This is a genomic window from Nocardia terpenica (assembly GCF_013186535.1).
Classification (GTDB): Bacteria; Actinomycetota; Actinomycetes; order Mycobacteriales; family Mycobacteriaceae; genus Nocardia; species Nocardia terpenica.
Window position 1 is genome coordinate 603,160 of record NZ_JABMCZ010000003.1, and the last position, 25,180, is coordinate 628,339.

General features: G+C 70.9%; 1 protein-coding gene (cut by a window edge). It reads left to right on the top strand.

The annotated features are described in order from the left end of the window. A protein-coding gene (locus tag HPY32_RS24465; RefSeq protein ID WP_171983039.1) for a non-ribosomal peptide synthase/polyketide synthase crosses the window boundary here: on the top strand, positions 1–25,180 show its 5' portion. Its footprint extends 20,177 nt past the window's final position; the window shows 25,180 of its 45,357 coding nt (coding positions 1–25,180); the start codon lies at positions 1–3; its stop codon lies off the right edge, out of view.

Here is a 25,180-nt window from a genome sequence, read left to right on the forward strand (position 1 = left end):
TTGGACCGGCTGGATTTCGGCGGAAACGGCGAAGCTGGCAGCGAGGTAGCGCCAGTGCCGGTTTCAGGGCAGCCGGTTTCGAGCGAGCAGCTCTTCCCGCTGTCGCCGGCGCAGCTCGGTATCTGGTATGCCCAGCACCTGGATCCGCAGGTGCCGATCACCATCGCCCAGTACGTCGACCTGCACGGCGCGCTGGATGTCGAGGTGCTCGAGCGCGCCAGTATCGACGCCTCGCACGAACTCGGGTCCGGCTTCCTGCGCATCGTCGAGCGCGACGGTGAGCCGCTGCAGTACGTCGACCACGGCATCGGCGACTACGACAAGGTCTCCCGCATCGACCTGCGCGACGCCGAGGACCCGGAGGCGGCCGCGCACGAGTGGATGCGCGCCGAGTACAGCCGCCCGCTGAACCTGGTGACCGACCGCCTGATCACGATGGCCGCCCTGCAGCTGGCCGACGATCACTGGTTCTGGTACACCCGCGCCCACCACATCGCGCTCGACGGCTTCGGCGCGATGACCAATATGAACCGGATCGCGGAGCTCTACACCGCGTACGCCTCCGGCGCCGAGCCGACGCCGTCCAAGGCGGCCGACCTGCGCACCCTCGTCGAAGCCGAATTCGCCTACCGCGACAGCACCCGCTTCCGGTCCGACAAGCAGTACTGGGCGCAGCGGGTCGCGGGTCTGGAGGAGGGCTCCAGCCTCACCGGCCGCTCCGCCCCGCCCGCCCCGCTGAACGGCGTGGTCACCGCCGCGCTGTCCGACGAGCGCAACGCGCTGCTGGAAGCGGCTGTGCGGCGGCACGATTCGTCGCCCGCCGGGCTGCTGATCGCGGCGTTCGCCGCCTACCTGGCGCAGTGGACCGGCACCGAGGACGTGATCCTGTCCCTGCCGGTGACCGCGCGCACCACCGCCGTCATGCGCCGCTCCGGCGGCGCCTCGTCCAATATCGTGCCGCTGCGCCTGCACGTCGGCTACGAGACCACGCTCGCCGAGCTGATGAAGGCGGTGACGGTGGAGGTGTCGGGCGCGCTGCGGCACCAGCGCTACCGGCACGAGGACATTCGCCGCGACACCGCGGGCGGTAACGCGGTCACCAAGGAATTCTTCGGTCCGTGGGTCAACATCATGTTGTTCCACGATCAGCTGGCGTTGGGCGACAATGTCGGTCGGCTGCACGTGCTGTCCACCGGCTCGATCGAGGACCTGGGCGTCAACTTCTACCAGACCGAGGGCGGCGCCCGCGCCCGCATCGACTTCGAGACCAACCCCAACCTGTACACCGAAGACGAAGCGCGCCAACATCATTCGCGTTTCCTGGAGTTCTTCGACCGGGTGCTGGCCGCGGACGCCGAACAGGCGCTGTGGAGCCTGCCGATCACCACCGAGGCCGAGCTGGATCGCACGCTGGCCGCGTGGAACGACTCCGAGCACGACGTCCCCGACACCACGCTGGCCGAACTGCTGGACGCGCAGATCGCGCGGACGCCGGACGAACCCGCACTCGACTTCGCGGGACACACGCTCACCTACGCCGAATTCGGGGCGCGGGTCAACCGGCTGGCCCGGCACCTGATCGCCGACGGCGTCGGACCGGAATCGCTTGTCGCCCTGGGCATGCGGCGCTCGCTGGACCTCGTCGTCGGCATGCACGCGGTGCTGAAGGCCGGTGGCGCGTACGTGCCCATCGACCCGGATCACCCGGCCGAGCGCACCGCCTACATCCTCGACTCCGCGGCGCCGGTCTGCGTGCTGACCGTCTCCGGCGACGACCTCGAGCTGCCGGATTCGGTGCGGCGGTGGGAGATCGACACCCTCGACGTCTGCGCGCACTCCGACGCGCCGATCACCGACGCGGATCGCCGTGCGCCGCTGCGGCCGTCGAACACCGCCTACGTCATCTACACCTCGGGTTCGACCGGCCGCCCCAAGGGCGTCGCGGTCACCCACCACGCGATCGTCAACCAGCAGCTGTGGATGCTGGAGGAGTACCGGCTCACCGCCGCCGACGTCTACCTGCAGAAGACCGCGACCACCTTCGACGTGTCGCTGTGGGGGTACTTCCTGCCGCTCATGGTGGGCGCGAAGCTGGTCGTCGCCACCCCGGACGGGCATCGCGACCCGATCTACGTGGCGGAGACCATCGCCCGGCACGGCGTCACCGTCACCGACTTCGTGCCGTCCATGCTGACGGTGTTCGTGCACAGCGCCACCGCGGCCCAATGTGCCACGCTGCGTGCGGTTTTCGTGATCGGCGAGGCGCTGCCGCCGGAGACCGCCGCCGGATTCCGGGCGCTCACCCCGGCCGGTCTGCACAACCTGTACGGGCCCACCGAGGCCGCCGTCTCGGTCACCTCGTGGGAGGCGACCGAGGCCGATACGGCCACCGTGCCGATCGGTGTGCCCGAGTGGAATGTCGAAGTGTACGTGCTGGATTCGCGGCTGCGCCCGGTCGCGATCGGGGCTCCGGGTGAGCTCTATCTGGCCGGTCGGCAGCTGGCGCGCGGGTACCGGGGCCGCCCCGACCTGACGTCGGACCGCTTCGTCGCAAACCCCTTCACCTTCGGCGAAGGGGACGACGAAGGATCTGGCGAAGGGGACGACGGGGCAGCCGCGGGCTCTCGCATGTACCGCACCGGTGACCTGGTGCGCTGGAATGCGGACGGGGCGCTGGAATACATCGGCCGCACCGACTTTCAGGTGAAGTTCCGCGGTCAGCGCATCGAGCTCGGCGAGATCGAGACCGATCTGCTGGCGCATCCCGCGGTGAGCCAGGCCGCCGTGCTGGTGACCGACACCGCGACCGGGCAGCAGCTGGTCGCGTATGTGGTTCCCGCGCCGGGCCTTTCGGCCGACCCCGCCGACCTGACCCGCTTCGTCGCCGAGAAGCTGCCGTCCTACATGGTCCCGGCGGCCATCATGGTGCTGGACGCGTTCCCGCTCAACACCTCCGGCAAGCTGGACCGCAAGGCCCTGCCGGAGCCGGTCTTCGGCGCCGACGTCGCCGGGTACCGCGCGCCGCGCACCCAGGCCGAGGAGATCGTCGCCGGTGTCTTCGCCGACGTGCTGAGCCAGGAACGGGTCGGCATCGACGACAACTTCTTCGATCTGGGCGGCAACTCGCTGGTCGCCACCCAGGTCGTGTCCCGGATCTCCGCGGCGTTCGGCATCCGGCTGGGCGTGCGCGCGCTGTTCGAGACCCCGACCGTGGCCGGTCTCGCGGCCCGCGCCGAGGCCGCCGGGCCCGCCGAGCACACCCGCCCGCCGCTGGTGGCGCAGCAGCGTCCCGAGCGGGTGCCGCTGTCGCTGGCGCAGCAGCGGATGTGGTTCATCAACCAGTTCGATCCCACCGTGCCCACCTACAACCTGCCGTTCGTGGTGCGGCTGCGCGGCGAGGTCGACATCGACGCGCTGATCACGGCGCTGCGGGACGTGCTGGAGCGGCAGGAGTCGCTGCGCACGATCTTCCCCGGGTCCGGCGACGGCGGCTACCAGCAGGTGGTGCCGATCGACGAGGTCGATCCCGGCATCCGGGTGCTGCCCATCACCGAGGCCGAATTGCCCACGGTGCTGGCCGAATTCGCCTCCACCGGCTTCGACGTCTCGCGCGAGCTGCCGATCCGGGTGCGCATCTACCGGGTCGGCGAGGACGCGGCGACCGCCGACTACGCGGTCGCCATCGTCGTGCATCACATTGCGGCGGACGGCTTCTCGTTCGGCCCGCTGGCCCGCGACGTGACCGCCGCCTACCTGGCGCGCGCGGCGGGCCAGGCCCCGGCGTGGACGCCGCTGCCGGTGCAGTACACCGACTTCAGCCTGTGGCAGCGGCAGGTGCTGGGCTCCGAGGACGACGCCGAGTCCATGGCCGCCCGCGAGATCGCCTACTGGCGTGGCGCATTGGCGGGCCTGCCGGATCAGCTGGATCTGCCCGCCGACCGGCAGCGGCCGCCGGTGCAGAGCTTCCGCGGTAGCCGCGTCACCTTCGACATCGATGCCGACCTGCACGTGCGGTTGTCGAATCTGGCTCGGGCCCAGGGTGTTTCGCTGTTCATGGTGCTGCACGGCGCGCTCGCGGTGCTGCTGGCGCGGCTGTCGGGCACCACCGACATCGCCATCGGCACCCCCGTCGCCGGGCGCGGCGAGCAGGCGCTGGACGACCTCATCGGCATGTTCGTCAATACGCTGGTGCTGCGGTCGGAGGTGGACGGCGCGGAGCGGTTCACCGACTTCCTGGGCCGCACCCGCGAAACCGACCTGGCCGCGTTCGCGCATGCCGACGTGCCGTTCGAGCGGCTGGTCGAGGTGCTCAACCCGACCCGCTCGCAGGCCCGGCATCCGCTGTTCCAGGTGATGCTGTCGTTCCAGGAGCTCTCGCACGCCACCATGGAGATGGCGGGCCTGTCGGTGACCGCCGACGAGCTCGAGGTCGACATCGCCAAGTTCGACCTGCAGTGGACGCTGACCGAACAGCGCGGCGCGCACGGGGAACCGGCCGGTGTGTCGGCCGTGGTCTCCTACGCCACCGATCTGTTCGACGCCGCGACCGTCGCCGAGTTCGGCCGCCGGTACCTGCGGGTGCTCGCGGCCGCCGTCGAGGCCCCCGAGACCCGGGTGCGCGAGATCGAGATCCTCGACGCCGCCGAGCGTTCCGTGGTGCTGGAGCGGTGGAACCGGACCGCGCACGAGCTGCCCGCCGCCACCACCGTGCTCGACCTGTTCGCCGAGCAGGTGCGGCTGCGGCCGCACGGCACCGCGCTGATCTTCGATCCGGGCGAGCGGTCCGGCGGCGAGTTCGGCGCGCTCGCCGAGCTGTCCTACGCCGAGTTCTCCGCGCGTGTGAATCGGTTGGCGCGCAAGCTGATCGCCGACGGCGTGGGCCCGGAGTCGTTGGTGGCGGTGGGTATTCGCCGCTCGGTGGACATGCTGGTCGCGCTCTACGCGACGATGGCCGCCGGCGGCGGCTACGTGCCGATCGACCCGGACCACCCGGCCGAGCGCACCGACTACGTGCTCAGCAGCTCGAAGCCGGTGTGCCTGTTGACCACTCGCGCCGACGACGTGGAACCGACCGACGCCGACGCCTGCCCGGTCGTCTACATCGACGACCTCGACCCGGGCGAATTCTCCGACGCCCCGATCGATCCGGCGGAGCGGCGCGGCATGCTGTCCGCGACCAATACCGCCTACGTGCTCTACACCTCCGGCTCGACCGGCCGCCCGAAGGGCGTGGCGGTGTCGCACGCCTCGGTGCTCAACCAGATCTCCTGGATCACCGCCGAATACGGCATGGACGACACCGATGTGGTGCTGCAGAAGACGCCGGTCACCTTCGACGTGTCGGTGTGGGAGCTGTTCGGCACCCTGACCGTGGGCGCCAAGATGGTGATCGCCGCGCCGGACGGGCACCGCGATCCGATGTACCTGTCGGAGATCATCGGGCGGCACCGGGTCACCATGACCTCGTTCGTGCCGTCCATGCTGTCGGTGTTCGCCGGGAGCGCGTCGGCGGCCGAATGCCTCTCTCTGCGTGCGGTTCTCGTCGCCGGTGAGGCGCTGCCGCCCGCGACGGTGAGCGCCTTCCGCAAGTTCAGCACCGCCGCGGTGCACAACCTGTACGGCCCCACCGAGTTCACCGTGCACGCGACCGCGTGGCATCTCGCCGACGCGCATCCCACCTCGGTGCCGATCGGGCGGCCGGTGTGGAACGCGCAGGCGTATGTGCTCGACGAGGGCCTGCGGCCGGTGCCCACGGGGGTGCCGGGTGAGCTGTATCTGGGTGGCGCACAGGTCGCGCGGGGTTATTTCGGCCGACCCGACCTGAGCGCGGAGCGGTTCGTGGCGAACCCCTTCGGGGAGCCGGGCTCGCGCCTGTATCGCACCGGTGACCTGGTGCGGTGGACCGGTGACGGGGTCATCGAATACATCGGTCGCACCGACTTCCAGGTGAAGTTCCGTGGTCAGCGCATCGAGCTGGGCGAGATCGAGACCGCGCTGCTCGGGCATCCGGCCGTTAATCAGGCCGTGGTGCTGGTGATCGATACCGTCGCGGGCGATCAGCTCGTGGCGTATCTGGTCACCCCGCCGGGGCCGGTCGACCTGGACAGCGTCAAGGCGGCGCTGCACCGCTCGCTGCCCGCGTACATGGTGCCGTCGGCGTTCGTGGTGCTGGAGGCGTTCCCGCTCAACGCCTCCGGCAAGCTGGATCGCCGGGCGCTGCCCGCGCCGGTGTTCGAGGTGCGCGAATTCCGTGCTCCCACAACGCCTATCGAGGAGATCGTCGCCCAGATCTTCGGCGAGGTGCTGGGCGTCGCCCGCGTCGGCGTCGACGACGACTTCTTCGAGCTGGGCGGCAACTCGCTGATCGCCACCCAGGTCGCCTCGCGGCTGGGCATCGCCCTCGACACCCGGGTGCCGGTGCGCATGCTGTTCGAGGCCAGCACGGTGGCCGCGCTGGCCGCCCGCGTCGAATCGCACGCCGGTGACGGCGCCCGCAAGGCGCTGGTGGCGCGGGAGCGGCCGGAGGAGGTGCCGCTGTCGCTGGCACAGCAGCGCATGTGGTTCCTCAACCGGTTCGATACCGCCTCGGCGGTGAACAATATTCCGGTCGCCATCCGGCTGTCCGGCGAGCTGGACGTGGCGGCGCTGCAGGTCGCGGTCATCGACGTGATCGACCGGCACGAGTCGCTGCGCACCGTGTTCCCGGAGACCGGCAGCGGGCCGGTGCAGGTGATTCTCGATGCGGCACAGATCGTTCCGGACCTGACGCCGGTACCGGTCACCGAGGACAACCTCATCGATCATCTGATCGAGCTGGCCTCCATGGCGTTCGACGTCACCAGCGAGGTGCCGCTGCACGCGCGGCTGTTCGAGATCAGCGAATCCGAGTATGTGCTCGGCATGGTGGTGCACCACATCTCCGCCGACGGCTGGTCGATGGGACCGCTGGCGCGCGACGTGATGGTGGCCTACGCGGCGCGCACCTCCTGGGAGCAGCCCGCGTGGACGCGGCTGCCGGTGCAGTACGCCGACTACTCGCTGTGGCAGCGCGAGGTGCTCGGCTCGGAGGACGACCCGAACTCGTTGATCTCCAGCCAGATTCGGTACTGGGGCGATCGACTCGCCGATCTGCCCGACGAATTGGTGCTGCCCGCGGATCGGCCGCGGCCCGCGCTGGCCACCTACCGCGGCGGCACCTATCCGTTCGTGATCTCCGCCGAGACCCAGCGCCGCCTGATCGAACTGGGGCGCAAGCACAATGCGTCGCTGTTCATGGTCATGCACAGCGCGCTGGCGGTGCTGCTGGCGCGGCTGTCGGGCACCGCGGACATCGCGGTCGGCACCCCGGTCGCCGGGCGCGGCGAGGCCGCGCTGGACGATCTGATCGGCATGTTCGTCAATACGCTCGTGCTGCGCACGACGGTGGCGGGCGAGGCGACCTTCACCGATCTGCTGGCGCAGGCCCGCGATGCCGACCTGCACGCGTTCGCGCACGCCGACGTGCCGTTCGAGCGGCTGGTCGAGGTGCTCAACCCGGCGCGCTCGCAGTCGCGGCACCCGCTGTTCCAGGTCATGCTGACCTTCCAGAACACCCGGCAGGCCAGCCTGGAGCTGCCCGGCCTGCGGGTCAACGGCATCGACTACGACACCCGCCTGGCCAAGTTCGACCTGCAGCTGACCCTGCAGGAGGCGCAGGACTCGCACGGCGACGCCGCGGGCATGTCGGCCGAATTCTCCTACGCCCTGGACCTTTTCGACGAGCCGACGATCGCCGCCTTCGCCCGCCGACTGGACCTGATCCTGTCCGCGGTCACCGCCGACCCGGACGCCCCGGTCGGTGACATCGACCTGATGTCGGTCGAGGAGCGGAGCCGAATCCTCGGCGAGTGGAACGCGACCGCGCACGAACTTCCTGGCGCGCCCTCCTCGTCATCCCGGCCCGCTTCCCCCTCGTCATCCCGGGGTGTTTCCCCCTCGTCATCCCGGCATGCTTCCCCTTCGTCATCCCGGCATGCTTTTGGCCGGGACCTCGTCTCTCTCTTCGAAGCACAGGCTGCTGCGACTCCCGATGCGGTCGCGTTGGTCTTCGAGGACGAGCAGCTCACCTACGCCGAGTTCGCGGCGCGGGTGCATCGTCTGGCCCGTCGTCTCATGGCCGATGGTGTTGGCGCGGAATCCCTTGTCGCGCTGGCTATTCGGCGTTCGATCGATCTGGTTGTGGCCATGTATGCGGTGCTCGAGGCGGGTGCCGGGTATGTGCCGTTGGATCCGGATCAGCCTGCCGACCGTATCGACTATGTGCTCGACATCGCTCGTCCGGCGGCGATTCTCACTACCGGGCGCGACGGGTTCGTTACCGGCCGGAATGTGGCTGTGCTGGAGGTCGACGCGCTGGCGTTGGACGGTTTCGATGCGGCTCCGATCGCCGATGTCGAACGGGTGCAGCCGATTCGGCCGGGTCACACCGCGTATGTCATCTTCACTTCCGGGTCCACGGGCCGCCCGAAGGGTGTCGCCGTCGAGCACGCCGCGATCGTCAACCGGCTGTTGTGGATGCAGCACGAGTATCCGATCGACGTCACCGACGCGGTTCTGCAGAAGACCCCGGCGACGTTCGATGTGTCGGTGTGGGAGTTCTTCTGGCCCTTGCAGACCGGCGCGCGGTTGGTGGTCGCCAAGCCGGACGGGCATCGGGACCCGGTGTATCTGGCGCGGATCATCGCCGAGCAGGGCATTACCACGGCGCATTTCGTGCCGTCGATGCTGTCGGTCTTCGTGTCCGCCCTCGACGCCTCCGGCGCCGAGGGAACGGAGGGGGCCGAGGTTCTCGACGCGGTGCGGCTGCGGCAGGTGTTTGCGTCGGGTGAGGCGTTGCCGGGGCCGACGGCGCAGCGGTTGGTGGAGCTGACCGGGGCGCGGCTGCACAATTTGTACGGTCCGACCGAGGCGGCGGTGGATGTCACCTATCACGAGGTGACTTCGGCCGATACGGCGTCGGTGCCGATCGGGCGGCCGGTGTGGAATACCCGGGTGTATGTGCTGGATTCGCGGCTGCGGCCGGTTCCGGTGGGTGTCGCGGGTGAGTTGTATCTCGCGGGCGATCAGTTGGCGCGGGGATATTTGGGGCGGCCGGACCTGTCGGCGGATCGGTTCGTGGCCAACCCGTTCGCCTCCGGCGAAGGGAATGGGGGACCGAAGCCGGGTGAGCGCATGTACCGGACCGGTGACCTGGTCACCTGGACGGCGGCGGGGGAGCTGAACTACCTGGGCCGCACCGATTTCCAGGTGAAGTTGCGTGGTCTGCGGATCGAGCTCGGTGAGATCGAGGCGGCGTTGCTGGCGCAGCCGGGCGTGGCGCAGTCGGTGGTCGTGGTGCGTACCGATGCGCACGCGGGCGATCGGATCGTGGGTTACGTGGTGCGTGAGTCCGATGCCGTCGTCGCCGTCGATGCGGTGAAATCGGCGCTGTCGCGGTCGCTTCCGGCGTACATGATCCCGGCGGCGCTGGTGGTGCTGGATGCCTTCCCGCTCAATGCCTCCGGCAAGCTGGATCGTAAGGCGTTGCCCGCGCCGGTGTTTGAGGTGCGCGAATTCCGTGCTCCCACAACACCGATCGAGGAGATCGTCGCCGAGATCTTCGGCGATCTGCTCGGCGTCGAGCGCGTCGGCGTGGACGACGACTTCTTCGAACTGGGCGGCAACTCGCTGGTCGCCACCCAGGCGGTCGCGCGGCTGAGCGCCGCGCTGAACACCGATGTCGGCGTGCGCGTGCTGTTCGAGGCCCCGACCGTGGCGGCGCTGGCCGCGCGGGTGGAGTCGCACGCGGGAACCGGTGTGCGCCAGGCGCTCACGGTCCGCCCGCGGCCCGAATTCCCGCCGCTGTCGCTGGCGCAGCAGCGGATGTGGTTCCTGAACCGGTTCGACACCGATTCGGCGGCGAACAACATCCCGGCGGCCGTACGGCTCACCGGCGCACTGGATCTGGACGCGCTGCGCGGCGCGGTCGCGGATGTGGTGGCGCGGCACGAGTCGCTGCGCACCGTGTATCCGTCGCACGAGGGCGTCGCCTACCAGAAGGTGCTGCCGTCGAGCCGGGCCATTCCCGAGCTTGCCGTCGTCGACGTGACCGAGGCCGAATTGTTCGGGGCCGTCTACGCATTCGTGGGCGGCGGCTTCGACGTCACCCATGAGCCGCCCGCCCGCCTGCGGGTGTTCCGGGTCGGCGCGGACGAGCACGTGCTGGTCGTCGTCGTGCATCACATCGCCACCGACGGTTTCTCGATGACGCCGCTGGTGCGCGACCTGATGACCGCCTACATCGCGCGCACCGCGGGCTCCGAGCCCGGCTGGGCGCCGCTGCCGGTGCAGTACGCCGATTACGCGCTGTGGCAGCGGGAGACGCTGGGCTCCGAGGAGGATCGGCGCTCGCTGATCTCCCAGCAGCTCGACTACTGGCACGACGCGCTCGCCGGGCTGCCGGACGAGCTGCGGCTGTCGACCCGCCCGCGCCCGGCCGTCGCCTCGTACGGGGCCGGGACGCACCGGTTCCGGGTGTCCGGCGAGACCATCGCGGCCCTGAACCGGGTCGCGCACGCGCACGGCAGCACGCTGTTCATGGTGGTGCACAGCGCTTTCGCCGCGCTGCTCGCGCGGCTGAGCGGCACCGACGACATCGCGATCGGCATCCCGGTCGCCGGTCGCGGCGAGCGGGCGCTCGACGATCTGGTCGGCATGTTCGTCAACACGCTGGTGCTGCGGGCCACCGTGCCGAGCGACGCCCCCTTCACCGACCTGCTCGCCCAGGTGCGCCAGCGCGACCTGGCCGCCTTCGCCCACGCCGACGTGCCCTTCGAGCGCCTGGTCGAGGTCCTCAACCCGACCCGCTCCCAGTCCCGCCACCCCCTGTTCCAGGTCATGCTCTCCTTCCAGAACCTGGGCCACACCAGCCTGGAACTCCCGGGCCTGACCGTCACCCAACTCCAGATCGACCAGCAGACAGCCAAATTCGACCTGCAGCTGGTACTGAGCGAGGGCCCCGGCATTCGCCGGGGAGACGAGAGCGGCTTCGCCGGGGGCCGGGGAGACGAGAGCGGCTTCGCCGGGGGCCGGGGAGACGAGAGCGGCTTCGCCGGAGGCCGGGAAGGCGCGAGTGCTGCCGGGGGCCGCGAGAACGAGAGCGCTCCCGGGGCCCAGGGGCACGAGAGTCCTGCCCGGGCGCGGGGACACGAGGGCGCTGTCGAGGCCAACGGGCGCGAGGGCGCTGCTGGGGAGCGGGAGAGCGCTGCCGGGGGCATGGACGCCGAATTGGTCTTTGCTACGGATCTTTTCGATGCGCAGTTCGCGGTGGCGTTTGCTGAGCGGTTCTTGCGGGTGTTGGGGGCGGTTGCGGGCGATCCCGGGACTGTGGTCGGTGAGTTGCCGTTGCTTGATGAGACCGAGCGGATGCTGGTGCTGCGGCACTGGAACGGCACCGAGTTTCCGATCGATGCGGCGCTGCCGTCCGTGTCCGAGGATGCGGCGGCGACGCTGGTGTCGCTGTTCGAGGCGCAGGTGGCGCGGAGCCCGGAGGCGGCCGCGGTCACGTTCGAGGGGACGAGTCTGTCCTATGCCGAGTTCGCCGCGCGGGTGCGGCGGCTGGCGCGGTGGCTGGTCGGGCAGGGCGTGGGGCCGGAATCGCTGGTGGCCCTGGGCATGCGGCGCTCCATCGATCTGGTGGTGGGCATGTACGCGGTGTCGGCCGCGGGCGGCGCGTACGTGCCGCTGGATCCGGATCATCCGGCCGAGCGCATCGAGTACATCCTCGAGACCGCGCGCCCGGTGTGCGTACTGACCTCGGGCACCGACCTTTTCGAGGCCCCGGGTGCCGACGCCGACACGGCGGCCGACGCCGACCCGGCGCCAATCGCGGGCGTGCCGCAGGTGCGGATCGACCGGCTGGACGTGTCGGGCCTGGCGGGCACGCCGCTCACCGACGCGGATCGGGTTGCGCCGCTGCGGGATTCGAATACCGCGTACGTGATCTTCACCTCGGGTTCGACCGGTCGCCCGAAGGGCGTGGCGGTCACACATGCCGCGATCGTCAACCGCCTGGTGTGGATGCACGCGCAGTACGGCCTGGCCGCCTACGACGTGGTGTTGCAGAAGACCCCGGCGACGTTCGACGTGTCGGTGTGGGAGTTCTTCTGGCCCTTGCAGGTCGGCGCGCGGCTGGTGGTGGCCAAGCCCGACGGGCATCGCGATCCCGCCTACCTGGCCGAGCTCATCGTCCGCGAGGGCGTGACGGTCACCCACTTCGTGCCGTCCATGCTCGCGGTGTTCGTGGCCGAGCCCAAGGCCGCCGAATGCACCAGCCTGGCCAATGTTTTCGCCTCGGGCGAGGCATTGCCCGCGACGACGGCGCAGCGCCTGGTCGAGCTGACCGGCGCGCGGTTGCACAACCTGTACGGTCCGACCGAGGCCGCGGTCGACGTCACCTATCACGAGGTGACCCCCGAGGATCGGGCGTCGGTGCCGATCGGCGCGCCCGTCTTCAATACCCGGGTGTACGTGCTGGATTCGCGGCTGCGGCCGGTGCCGGTGGGTGTCGCGGGAGAGCTGTATCTGGCGGGCGCCCAGCTGGCCCGCGGGTATGTGGCGCGACCCGACCTGTCCGCGGATCGGTTCGTGGCCAACCCCTTCGGGGTAGACGGAACCGGCGCTGACGCGAAGGACGAAGCAGGGGCCGGATCGCGCATGTACCGGACCGGCGACCTGGTGGTCTGGACCCCGGACGGGGAGCTGGAATACCTGGGCCGCACCGACTTCCAGGTGAAACTGCGCGGTCTGCGCATCGAACTGGGTGAGATCGAGGCGGCGCTCACCGCGCTGGACGAGGTCGCCCAGGCGGTCGTGGTGGTCCGCGGCGACGAGCGCACCGGCGACCAGCTGGTGGGCTACCTGGTCGCCGAGCCCGGCGCGTCGATCGCCATCGACGCGGTGAAATTCGAACTGTCCCAGCAGCTTCCGGCCTACATGGTGCCCACCGCGCTGATGGTGCTGGACGCCTTCCCGCTCAACGCCTCCGGCAAGCTGGACCGCCGGGCACTGCCCGAGCCGACCTTCGCCGCCGCGGCGTTCCGCGCCCCCACCACCTCCGCCGAGCAGGCGGTGGCCGACACCATCGGCGAGGTGCTCGGCGTGGCCCGGGTCGGCCTGGACGACGACTTCTTCGCCCTCGGCGGCAACTCGCTGATCGCCACCCAGGTCGCCGCCCGCCTCGGCGCGGCCCTGGACACCGACGTCCCGGTGCGCGCGCTGTTCGAGGCGTCGACGGTGGGGGCGCTGGCCGCCCGCCTGGAATCCCATGTGGGACAGGGCGGCCGGGTTTCGCTGACCGCGCGGCCGCGCCCGGAACTGGTGCCGCTGTCGCCCGCCCAGCAGCGGATGTGGTTCCTCAACCGGTTCGACAACCGCACCGCGGTCAACAACATCCCGGTCGCGCTGCGGCTCACTGGCGAGCTGGACCGGGCCGCCCTCGAGGCCGCGATCCGCGACGTGATCGCGCGGCACGAGACGCTGCGCACCGTCTACCCCGAGGTGGAGGGCGTCGGCCACCAGCGGATACTGACCGCCGCCGAGGTGCCGTTCGCGCTCACCCCCGAACCGGTCACCGCGGCCGAACTGCCCACGCGCATCACCGAATTGGTGAGCGTGCACTTCGACGTCACCGCCGAGGTCCCGTTCCGCGCGACCGTGCTGGAGCTGAGCCCGCACGACCACGTGGTGGTGCTGGTCATGCACCACATCAGCGGCGACGGCTTCTCGCTGCGCCCGCTGCTGCGCGACGTGGTGCTCGCCTACGGTGAGCGCAGCCGCGGCGAAATCCCCGCGTGGACACCGCTGTCCGTGCAGTACGCCGACTACGCGCTGTGGCAGCGCGAGGTGCTGGGCTCCGAGCACGATCCGGAGTCGATCGCCGCCCGGCAGATCGCGTACTGGACCGAGCAGCTGCGCGATCTGCCCGACCAGATCGAGCTGCCCGCCGATCGGCCGCGCCCGGAGATCGCGACCAATGCCGGTGGCACGCATGGCTTCTCGATCGACGCCGAGCTGCACACCGCGCTGACCGAGCTCGCCCGCTCGCGCGGGGTCACCCTGTTCATGCTTGTGCACGCGGCGCTGGCCACCTGGGCGGCGCGGTTGTCGGGCGGCACCGATATCGCCATCGGCACCCCCATCGCGGGCCGCGGCGAGCGCGCGCTCGACGATCTGGTCGGCATGTTCGTCAACACCCTGGTGCTGCGCACCCCGGTGCGCCCGGACACGGTGTTCACCGACCTGCTGACCGAGGTGCGGCGCACCGACCTGGCCGCGTTCGCGCACGCCGACGTGCCGTTCGAGCGGCTGGTCGACGTGATCAGCCCGGTGCGCTCGCAGGCGCACCACCCGCTGTTCCAGGTGGCGCTGACCTTCGAGGCCGCCGGACAGCGCGACGCCACCCGCGTGACGCTGCCCGACCTGGCCCTCGATGTCGTCGAATTCGACCCGGGCACGGCCAAGTTCGATGTGCAGCTGACCGTCGGCGAGGCCGTCGACGGCGGCCTGGCGCTGTCGTGGAACTACGCCACCGATCTGTTCGATCCCGAGACCGTCGCCGCGTTCTCCGACCGGCTGGTGCGCATCCTGCGCAGCATCGCCGAGGATCCGGCCGTCGTGGTCGGCGATATCGATCTGCTCGGCGAATCCGAGCGGCTGGATGTCTCGCAGCGCTGGGTGTCGTCCGGAAACGACCGCGGCACCGGCCTTTTCGCCGATCGTGCGGTCACGCTGTCGAGCCTGTTCGACGCCGCGGTGCTCGCGCACGGCGACCGGGTCGCGGTGAAGTTCGGCGAGGACCGGGTCACCTACGCCAGCCTGGACCAGCGCGCGAATCAGTTGGCGCGCAGGCTGATCGAGGACGGCGCGGGCCCGGACACGCTGGTCGCGGTGATCCTGCCGCGCTCGGCGGACCTGGTGGTCGCGATGCTCGCGGTCGTCAAGTCCGGCGCGGGCTACGTCCCGATCGATCCCGGCTACCCGGCCGACCGCATCGCCTACGTGCTCTCGGACTCCGCGCCCGCCGCCGCGATCGTGGACGGCAGCGTCGAGGTCGAGCTACCCGCCGGGCTGCCGGTCGTGGAGATGGACGAATTCGGCATGGACGTGCCGGATCTCGTGGACGCGGGCGAGGGGCCCATCACCGACGCCGACCGGCTCGCACCGCTGTCGCCGGACCACATCGCCTACGTCATCTACACCTCCGGGTCCACCGGCCGCCCGAAGGGCGTGGCGGTGGCGCACCGGAACGTGGTGCGGCTGTTCGCGAACACCAACCGTGAATTCGGCTTCGGCCCCGACGATGTGTGGACGCTGTTCCACTCCTTCGCCTTCGACTTCTCGGTGTGGGAGTTGTGGGGTCCGCTGCTGTTCGGCGGCACCCTGGTGGTCGTCGACTACTACACCTCGCGCTCGCCCGAGCAGTTCCTGGATCTGCTGCGCCGCGAACGGGTTACGGTGCTCAACCAGACGCCGTCGGCGTTCTACCAGCTGGCCGAGGCGGATCGGATCGCAGGGCCGGGGGACCGGCCGCTGGCGCTGCGCTACGTGGTGTTCGGCGGCGAGGCGCTGGAGCTGCGCCGCCTGAGCGACTGGGTGGCCCGGCACGGCGATTCGGCGCCGCTGCTGGTCAATATGTACGGCATCACCGAGACCACGGTGCACGTGTCGCACCGCGTGCTCGACGCCGGAACCATCGCCGCCGCAACGGGTTCGGTGGTCGGCCGGGCCATCGCGGGCCTGCGCGTGTACGTGCTCGACGACCGCCTGCACCCGGTGCCGGTCGGGGTGGCGGGCGAAATGTATGTCGCCGGGCCGCAATTGGCGCGGGGATATCTGGGTCGCCCGGACCTGACGGCGGGTCGCTTTATCGCCAACCCCTTCGCCTCCGGCGAAGGGGACAGAGGGGCCGCTGGCGGCGAAGGGGACAGGGGGGCCGCTGGCACGCGTCTGTATCGCTCCGGTGACGTGGCGCGGTGGAACCGGCACGGCGAGCTGGAATACCTGGGCCGCGCCGATGATCAGGTGAAGGTGCGCGGTTTCCGCATCGAGCTCGGTGAGATCGAGGCCGCGGTGCTGGCGCAGCCGGGCGTCGCCCAGGCCGCCGTCATCGTGCGCGAGGATCAGCCGGGGGACCAGCGGATCGTGGCGTATGTGGTGCCGGAGAGCGGTTCGGCGGTGGATCTGGATGCCGTGCGGGACGGGGCGGCGGAGCGGCTGCCGTCGTACATGGTGCCGTCGGCGATCGTGGTGCTCGAGCGGATTCCGTTGACCGTCAACGGCAAGCTGGATCGGCGCGCGCTGCCCGCGCCCGCCGTGCAGGCCCGTGCCTTCCGCGCCCCGGAGACGCCGGTGCAGGAGGCCGTGGCGGGCGTGTTCGCCGACGTGCTCGATCTGGAGCGGGTCGGCCTGGACGACGACTTCTTCGCCCTCGGCGGCAACTCGCTGATCGCCACCCGCGTGGTGTCGCGCATCGGCGCCGCGCTCGGTGCGACCGTGCCGGTGCGCGCGCTGTTCGAGGCGCCCACCGTGGAAACCCTTGCGGCGCGGCTGGAATCGCACACCGGGGGCGAGGCGCGCCCGCGCCTGGTGGCGCGCGCCCGGTCGGCGGCGGACCTGGTGCCGCTGTCGTTCGCGCAGCAGCGCATGTGGTTCCTCAACCAGTACGACCGGACCTCGGCCGCCTACAATCTGCCGTTGGCCATCCGGCTGTCCGGCGAACTCGACACCGCCGCACTGGAACTCGCCGTCTTCGACGTGGTGCGCCGGCACGAGTCGCTGCGCACCCGCTACCCGGAGCACGGTGGCACCCCGATGCAGGTGGTGGTCCCCGCCGAGCAGATCGCGCTCGACCTGCGCGCCTACCCGGTGTCCGACGCCGAGCTGACCACGGCCGTCACCGACTTCATCTCCACCGGATTCGATGTGGCCGAACAGGTTCCGCTGCGCGCCCGGCTGTTCCGGGTCGACATGGGCGTGAGCAGTCCGGCCGCGGCCGAGCACGTGCTGGTGGTGGTCGTGCACCACATCGCCGCCGACGGCTTCTCGATGAGCCCGCTGACGCGCGACGTGATGACCGCCTACACCACCCGCGCCCAGGGCACCATGCCCGGCTGGGCGCCGCTGACCGTGCAGTACGCCGATTTCGCGGTGTGGCAGCGGGAGGTGCTCGGCTCCGAGGACGACGCGGACTCGCTGCTGGCCCGCCAGGTCGGCTACTGGCAGCGCGCCCTCGACGGGGTTCCCGACGAACTGGCGCTGCCCACCGACCGGCCCCGCCCGGCGGTCGCCTCGCACCGCGGCGCGACCCTGCACCGCACGCTCGCGCCGGAGCTCGTCGGTGCGCTGGAAGGTGTTGCCCGCGACCATGGTTCGTCGCTGTTCATGGTGATGCACGGCGCGCTGGCGGTGCTGCTGGCGCGGCTGTCCGGCGGCGACGATATCGCGATCGGCACCCCGATCGCGGGCCGCGGCGAGGCCGCGCTCGACGATCTGGTCGGCATGTTCGTCAACACCCTGGTGCTGCGCACCGGGCTGGATCCGGCCGAGTCGTTCGGCGGGCTGCTCGCCCGCATCCGGGACGTGGACCTGGAGGCGTTCGGCAATGCCGATGTGCCGTTCGAGCGGCTGGTCGAGCTGCTGGCCCCGGAGCGCTCGCAGGCCCGCAACCCGCTGTTCCAGGTGATGCTGGCCTTCCAGAACCTGGACCGCGCGACCCTGGAACTGCCGGGGCTGACGGTGTCGGCGCTGGATCTGGAAGAGAACATCGCCCGCTTCGACCTGCAGTTCACGCTGTCGGAGATGCACGCGGCGGCCGACGGCAACGGCATGGCGCTGGCGCTGACCTACGCCACCGATCTGTTCGAGGAGTCCACCGCCGCCGAGATCGTGCAGCGCTGGGTGCGGGTGCTGGAGGCGATCGCGGCCGACGCCGGAATCGCCGTGGGCGCCATCGACATTCTCGACGCCGCCGAGCGCGCCGATCTGATCGCCCGCACCGGACTGCCCGCGGCCACCGCGCGCACCCTGCCGGAGTTGCTGGCGGAGGCGGTTTCTCACGATCCGCAGGCGCCCGCCGTGGTGTTCGAGGGGACGAGTCTGTCCTACGGCGAGCTCGATGCCCGCTCGAACCGGTTGGCGCGCATGCTGATCGGGCGCGGCATCGGGCCCGAGGATCTGGTCGCCGTCGCGGTGCCGCGCTCGGATCTGTCCTACCTCGCCGAGTGGGCGGTGTCGAAGTCGGGTGCGGCATTCGTGCCGATCGACCCGACCTACCCGGCCGACCGCATCGCGCATATGGTGACCGACTCGGGATCGCCTGTGGGCCTGACGGTTTCGTCGGTCCGGGGGGAGCTGCCCGACTCAGTGGAGTGGGTGGTGCTCGATGAGGTGGTTTCCGGCCAAAAGCATGCCGGAAACGACGAGGGCGTGGCGTATGCCGGAAACGACGGGGGCGCAGCGCGGGCCGGAAAGACCAGGGGCGCGGCGCGGGCCGGAAAGGGCGAGGGCGCGGCGCATGTCGCGGGCGCTGAGGCGGACGCGGCCGATGCTGCTGCGATCACGGATGCCGAGCGGGTGCGCCCGCTGCGCCCGGAGCATCCGGCGTACGTCATCTACACCTCGGGCTCGACCGGTGTGCCGAAGGGCGTCGTGGTCACGCACGCGGGGCTGGCCAACTTCCGGGACGAGCAGAATGCTCGCTACGACGTCGACTCCGATACGCGCGCACTGCATTTCGCGTCGCCGAGCTTCGATGCCTCGATGCTGGAGTTCCTGCTCGCCATCGGCCGGGGCGGCACCCTGGTGGTGTGCCCGCCCGGCGTGTACGGCGGTGAGGAACTGGCGGAGCTGATCCGTCGCGAGCGCGCCACGCACGCATTCATCACGCCGTCGGTGCTGGCCTCGCTGGATCCGGCCGCGCTGGCGGAGATGAAGGTGATCGTCGCGGGCGGCGAGGCCGTTCCGGCGGACCTGGTGGCGAAATGGGGTGGCGCGGCCGACGATTCGGGCCGCCGCTTCCACAACGGCTACGGTCCGACCGAGACCACCATCATGACCAATATCAGCGATCCGCTGACGCCGGGCGATCCGGTCACCATCGGTGGCCCGATTCGCGGCATGCAGTCGCTGATCCTCGACTCGCGGCTGCGGCCGGTGCCGGTGGGCGTCGCGGGTGAGCTGTACCTGTCCGGAATCCAGCTGGCGCGCGGGTATCACGCGCGGCCGGGCCTGTCGGCGGAGCGGTTCGTCGCCAACCCGTACGGGGACGCGGCCAGCGGCACCGACCGCATGTACCGCACCGGCGACGTGGTGCGCTGGACCCAGCACGGTGAGGTCGAGTACGTCGGCCGCTCCGACTTCCAGGTCAAGGTGCGCGGTTTCCGCATCGAGCTGGGCGAGATCGACGCCGCGCTGGCCTCGCACGAATCGGTCGACTTCGCGGTCACCGTGGGCCACCGCAATTCCGCGGGCGCGACCTCAATGGTGGCGTATGTCGTTGCCGCGCCGGGGCATTCGATCGATGTGGCGGCGCTGACCGACCACATCGAGCAGCGCCTGCCCGGCTACATGGTGCCCTCGGCGATCATGACGATCGACCGGGTGCCGCTGACCCCGGTCGGCAAGCTGGACCGCCGGGCGCTGCCCGAACCGGTGTTCGCCACCGAGGTCGCCTTCCGTGCCGCGCGGAATCCGCTGGAGCACACCATCGCCGAGATCTTCGCCGAGGTGCTCGGCGTGGAGCGGGTCGGCATCGACGACTCGTTCTTCGCGCTCGGCGGCGACTCCATCGTCTCCATCCAGCTGGTGTCGCGGGCCAAGGCGCGCGGCGTGGTGTTCAGCCCGCGCGACGTGTTCGAGCAGCGCACCGTCGCGGGCCTGGCCGCCGTCGCGGAAAGCGCCGCCGCCCAGGGCGATTCGGCGCCGATGCTGGCCGAGCTGCCCGGTGGCGGCGTCGGCACCATGCCGCTCACCCCGGTGGTGCGGTTCATGGTCGAGCGGCCGGGCGCGTTCCGCCGCTTCAATCAGACGCTGGCACTGGAACTTCCGATCGGCATCGATCGCGCCGGTATCGCGCGGACGGTGGCCGCGGTGATCGACCGCCACGACATGCTGCGGTCGAGGCTGCGGCGGCACGCGGGCGCGGAATGGATCATCGAGACCGCCGCGCCGGGCACGGTCGACGCGGACGCGCTCATCGACCACACCGGATTCGACGCCGGGATCGACGACGCGGCGCTGCTCGAGATCGCCTCGGCCGCACTGGATGCGAGCCTGGATCTGCTGGATCCCGAAGCGGGCGTGGTGATCCGGTTCGTGTGGCTGGAGCCGAGCGACGCCTCCCGCGCGGGCCGCCTGATCGTGGCCGCACACCACCTGGTGGTCGACGGCGTGTCGTGGCGCATCCTGGTGCCCGACTTCGTCACCGCCTGGGGACAGCTGTCGGCCGGGCAGCAGCCGGACCTGGTCGAGCCCGCCACCAGCATGCGGACCTGGGCGCACGCGCTGGAGCGGATCGCCGCCGATCGCGGCGCCGAGCTCGACCGTTGGCGCGCGGTGGTGGACGGGCCCGATCCGCTGCTCACCGAGCGGCCGTTCGATCCGGCCGTGGACGTCACCGCGGTCGTGGCCAAGCATCGCGTCGAGGTGTCGGCGGAGATCACCCGGTCCCTGCTGACCACGGTGCCCGCCCTGTTCCACGGCGGCGTGAACGACGGTCTGGTCACCGCGGTCGCGCTCGCCGTCGCGAAGTGGCGCTCCGACAGGGGAATCGGCGCGGACTCCACGCTGATCCGGCTCGAAGGGCACGGCCGCGAGGAGGAGGTCGTGCCGGGCGCGGATCTGTCGCGCACGGTCGGCTGGTTCACCGCGATCTTCCCGGTGCGATTCGACCTGTCCGGCATCGACATCGATGCCGCGCTCGCGGGCGGCCCGGAGATGGGCCGCGCCGTCAAGGCGGTCAAGGAGCAGCTGCTGGCGGTGCCCGACAAGGGCCTCGGCTACGGCCTGCTGCGCTACCTGAACCCGGAGACCGCCGAGCGGCTGCCCGAGCAGCTGCCGGGCCAGGTCAGCTTCAACTACCTGGGCCGGGTGTCCGACACCGCGGTCCCGGAGGCGCTGCGCGGCTTCGGCTGGGTCCCGGCGCCCGAACTCGGCGAACTGGCCGGGGCCTACGACGCCGACCTGCCCGCCATGGCGCCGCTGGACATCAACGCCATCGTGGCCGGGGATCGGCTGTCGGCCCAGATCGGTTATCCCACCACGCTGTTCGCCGCCGAGCAGGTGCGCGAGTTCGGCGCGCTGTGGACGCGGGCGCTGGAAGCCGTTGCGCGGCACGCGGAATCGGCCGACGCGGGCGGGCACACCCCGTCCGACTTCCCGCTGGTGCGCCTGACCCAGCGCGACATCGACGGCTGGGAGCGGCGATTCCCGGCGCTCACCGACGTGTGGTCGCTGTCGGCGCTGCAGGCGGGCCTGCTGTTCCACGCCCAACTCGCCGCCACCTCGGTCGACGTGTACACCGCGCAGGCGGTGCTCACCCTCACCGGCCGGGTCGACGCGGCCCGATTGCGTTCGGCCGCACAGGCTCTCGTCGACCGCTACGAGAACCTGCGCACCGCCTTCGTGACCGATGCGCAGGGTAACCCGGTGCAGCTGGTGCTCGACGGCGTGCGCGCGGCGTGGGCCGAGCACGACCGCCGCCGCGACGGCGACGCCGCCGAGCTCATCGAGGCCGACCGCATGCAGCGGTTCGACCTCACCGCGCCGCCGCTGATCCGGTTCACCCTGATCCGGGTCGCCGACGACCGTTGGCAGCTGGCGGTGTCCAACCACCACATCCTGCTCGACGGCTGGTCCATGCCGCTGCTGATGCGGGATCTGCTGGTGCTGTACGCCACCCACGCCGACACCGGCGCGCTACCCGCCGCCCGCTCCTACCGCCATTTCCTGGAATGGGTTGCGCAGCAGGATCATTCGGCCTCGCTGGCGGCGTGGACCACGGCGCTGCGCGGGGTGAGCGAGCCGACGCTGCTGACCCGGCCCGACGCCGGTCGCGAGATCACCTCGCTGTCCGGGGAATACCTGTTCGAGCTGGACGAGGCCGCGACCGCGCGGCTCACCGAGCTGGCCACCGGGCTGGGCGTCACCCCGAACACCGTGCTGCAGACCGCGTGGGGCCTGGTGCTGGGCCGGATGACCGGCCGCGACGACGTGCTGTTCGGCACGACCGTGTCCGGCCGCCCGGCGCAGCTGTCCGGCGTGGAGAACATGGTCGGCCTGTTCATCAACACCGTGCCGGTGCGGGTGCGCTTCGACCCGTCGGAATCGGCGCGGCAGCTGCTCACCCGGACCCAGGGCGAGCAGGCGGATCTGCTGGACCACCACTATGTGGGCCTGGCCGAGATCCAGTCCGCCGCCGGGATCGGCGGGCTGTTCGACACCCTGGTGGTGTTCGAGTCGTATCCGGTGGATTCCGAGGGCATCGCGCGCCAGGCCGCCGATATCGACGGCATGGCGGTGACCGGCCTGGACGCCGCCGACGCCACCCACTACCCGCTGACGCTGATCGCGCAGCTCGACGGCCGCCTGCGCATTCGCGCCGGATATCTGCGAGACCTGTTCGACGAGAACACGGTTCGGCGCATCGCCGACCGGCTGGTGCGGGTGCTCACCGCGCTGACCGCGGAACCCGATGCGGCCGTGGGCGATATCGAGCTGCTCGACGCCGCCGAGCGCGAGCTGGTCGTATCGCGGTGGAACGACACCGGATTCGATGTCGGCGCGGCGCTCGCCGGTCGGGACGCGACGCTGGCCGCGCTGTTCGAGGCGCAGGTCGAGCGCACGCCCGACGCGCCCGCGCTCACCTTCGAGGGGACGAGTCTGACCCACCCGTCGCCCGACCGCCACCCCTCATCGAGTCACTCCGTGACGCTGACATATTCCGAGTTCGCCGCCCGGGTGAACCGGTTGGCGCGCTGGCTGATCGAGCGCGGCGTGGGCGCGGAATCGTTCGTGGCGCTGGGCATGCGGCGCTCGATCGACCTGGTGGTCGGCATGTACGCGGTCACGGTCGCGGGCGGCGCGTATGTGCCGCTGGATCCGGATCATCCGGCCGAGCGCACCGAATACATTCTCGCCACCGCGGATCCGGTGTGCGTGCTGACCTCCGGCGACGATCTCGGGATCGAGACCGCGCAGGTGCGCATCGATCTGCTGGAGCTGTCCGGTTATTCGCTCGCGCCGGTCACCGACGCCGAGCGGCGGCATCCGCTGCGGCCGTCGGACACCGCGTACGTCATCTTCACCTCGGGCTCGACCGGACGCCCCAAGGGCGTGGCGGTGCCGCACTCGGCGATCGTCAACCGCCTGGTGTGGATGCAGGACGCCTACGGGCTCACCGCCACCGATGTGGTGTTGCAGAAGACCCCGGCGACGTTCGACGTGTCGGTGTGGGAGTTCTTCTGGCCCTTGCAGATCGGCGCGCGCCTGGTGGTGGCCAAGCCGGACGGGCACCGCGACCCGGCCTACCTGGCCGAGCTGATGGCGGCCGAGGGCGTGACGGTTACCCACTTCGTGCCGTCCATGCTCGCCGTGTTCGTCGCGGAATCGGCTGCCGCGCAGTGCACCTCGCTGCGGATGGTGTTCGCCTCCGGCGAGGCGCTGGCGCCCCGCCCCGCGCACCGCCTGCGCGAGCTGACCGGTGCGCGACTGCACAACCTGTACGGCCCGACCGAGGCCGCGGTCGACGTCACCGCGCACGAGCTGGTCGCCGCCGACACCGAGACCGTGCCGATCGGCCGCCCGGTCTTCAACACCCGGGTGTACGTGCTGGATTCGCGCCTGCGGCCGGTTCCGGTGGGTGTCGCGGGTGAGCTGTACCTGGCGGGCGATCAGCTGGCACACGGCTATGTGGCCCGCCCCGACCTGTCAGCGGATCGCTTCGTGGCCAACCCCTTCGGGGTAGACGGAACGGGCACTGGCGCGAAGGACGGCGCGGGCGCTGGCGCGAAGGACGGCGCGGGCGCTGGTGCGATGGACGGCGCGGGCGCTGGTGCTGGCGTTGGGGCCGGTGCGGGCGCGGGTGCGATGGACGGCGCGGGCGCTGGTGCTGGCGTTGGGGCCGGTGCGGGCGCTGGTGCGAAGAACGGCGCGGGGGCCGGAGCGGGCACTGACGGGAAGGATGATGCGGGCGCGGGGGCCGGCGCGGGCGCTGGTGCGTTGGACGGCGCTGGTGCTGGCGTGGGGGCCGGGTCGCGGATGTACCGCACGGGTGATCTGGTTGCGTGGACAGAGCATGGGGAGTTGGAGTATCTGGGGCGCACCGACTTCCAGGTGAAGTTGCGGGGGTTGCGGATCGAGCTCGGGGAGATCGAGGCCGCGCTTGCCGCGCTGGACGAGGTCGCCCAGGCGGTCGTGGTGGTGCGCGGCGATCAGCGCACCGGGGATCAGCTCGTCGCGTATGTGGTTGCCGCGCCGGGGTTGTCGGTCGACGCCGAGGACGTGCGCGAGGAGCTGGGCACGCGGCTGCCGGGCTATATGGTGCCGTCGCTGGTCATGGTGCTCGACGAGTTCCCGCTCAATGCCTCCGGCAAGCTGGACCGCCGGGCGTTGCCCGCGCCGGTGTTCGAGGCCGCGGTGTTCCGCGCGCCGACCACGCCGGTCGAGGAGATCGTGGCCGACACCTTCGCCGAGGTGCTGGGCGTGGCGCGGGTCGGCCTGGACGACGACTTCTTCGCCCTGGGCGGCAATTCGCTGATCGCCACCCAGGTGGCCGCGCGGCTGTCCGCCGCGCTGGACACCAGGCTCGGCGTGCGCGAGATCTTCGAGGCGTCCACGGTGGCCGCGCTGGCCTCGCGGGCCGAATCCGGTTCCGGCGCCGGCGGTCGCACGGCGCTGATCCCGCGGCCGCGGCCCGAGCGGGTGCCGCTGTCGCTGGCCCAGCAGCGCATGTGGTTCCTCAACCGCTTCGACCCGGAATCCGCGGTCGACAATATGCCCGCGGCCGTGCGGCTTTCGGGCCTGCTGGACCGGCAGGCGCTGCAGATCGCCGTCGCCGACGTGTTGGCCCGCCACGAATCGCTGCGGACGAAGTATCCGGAGGCGGACG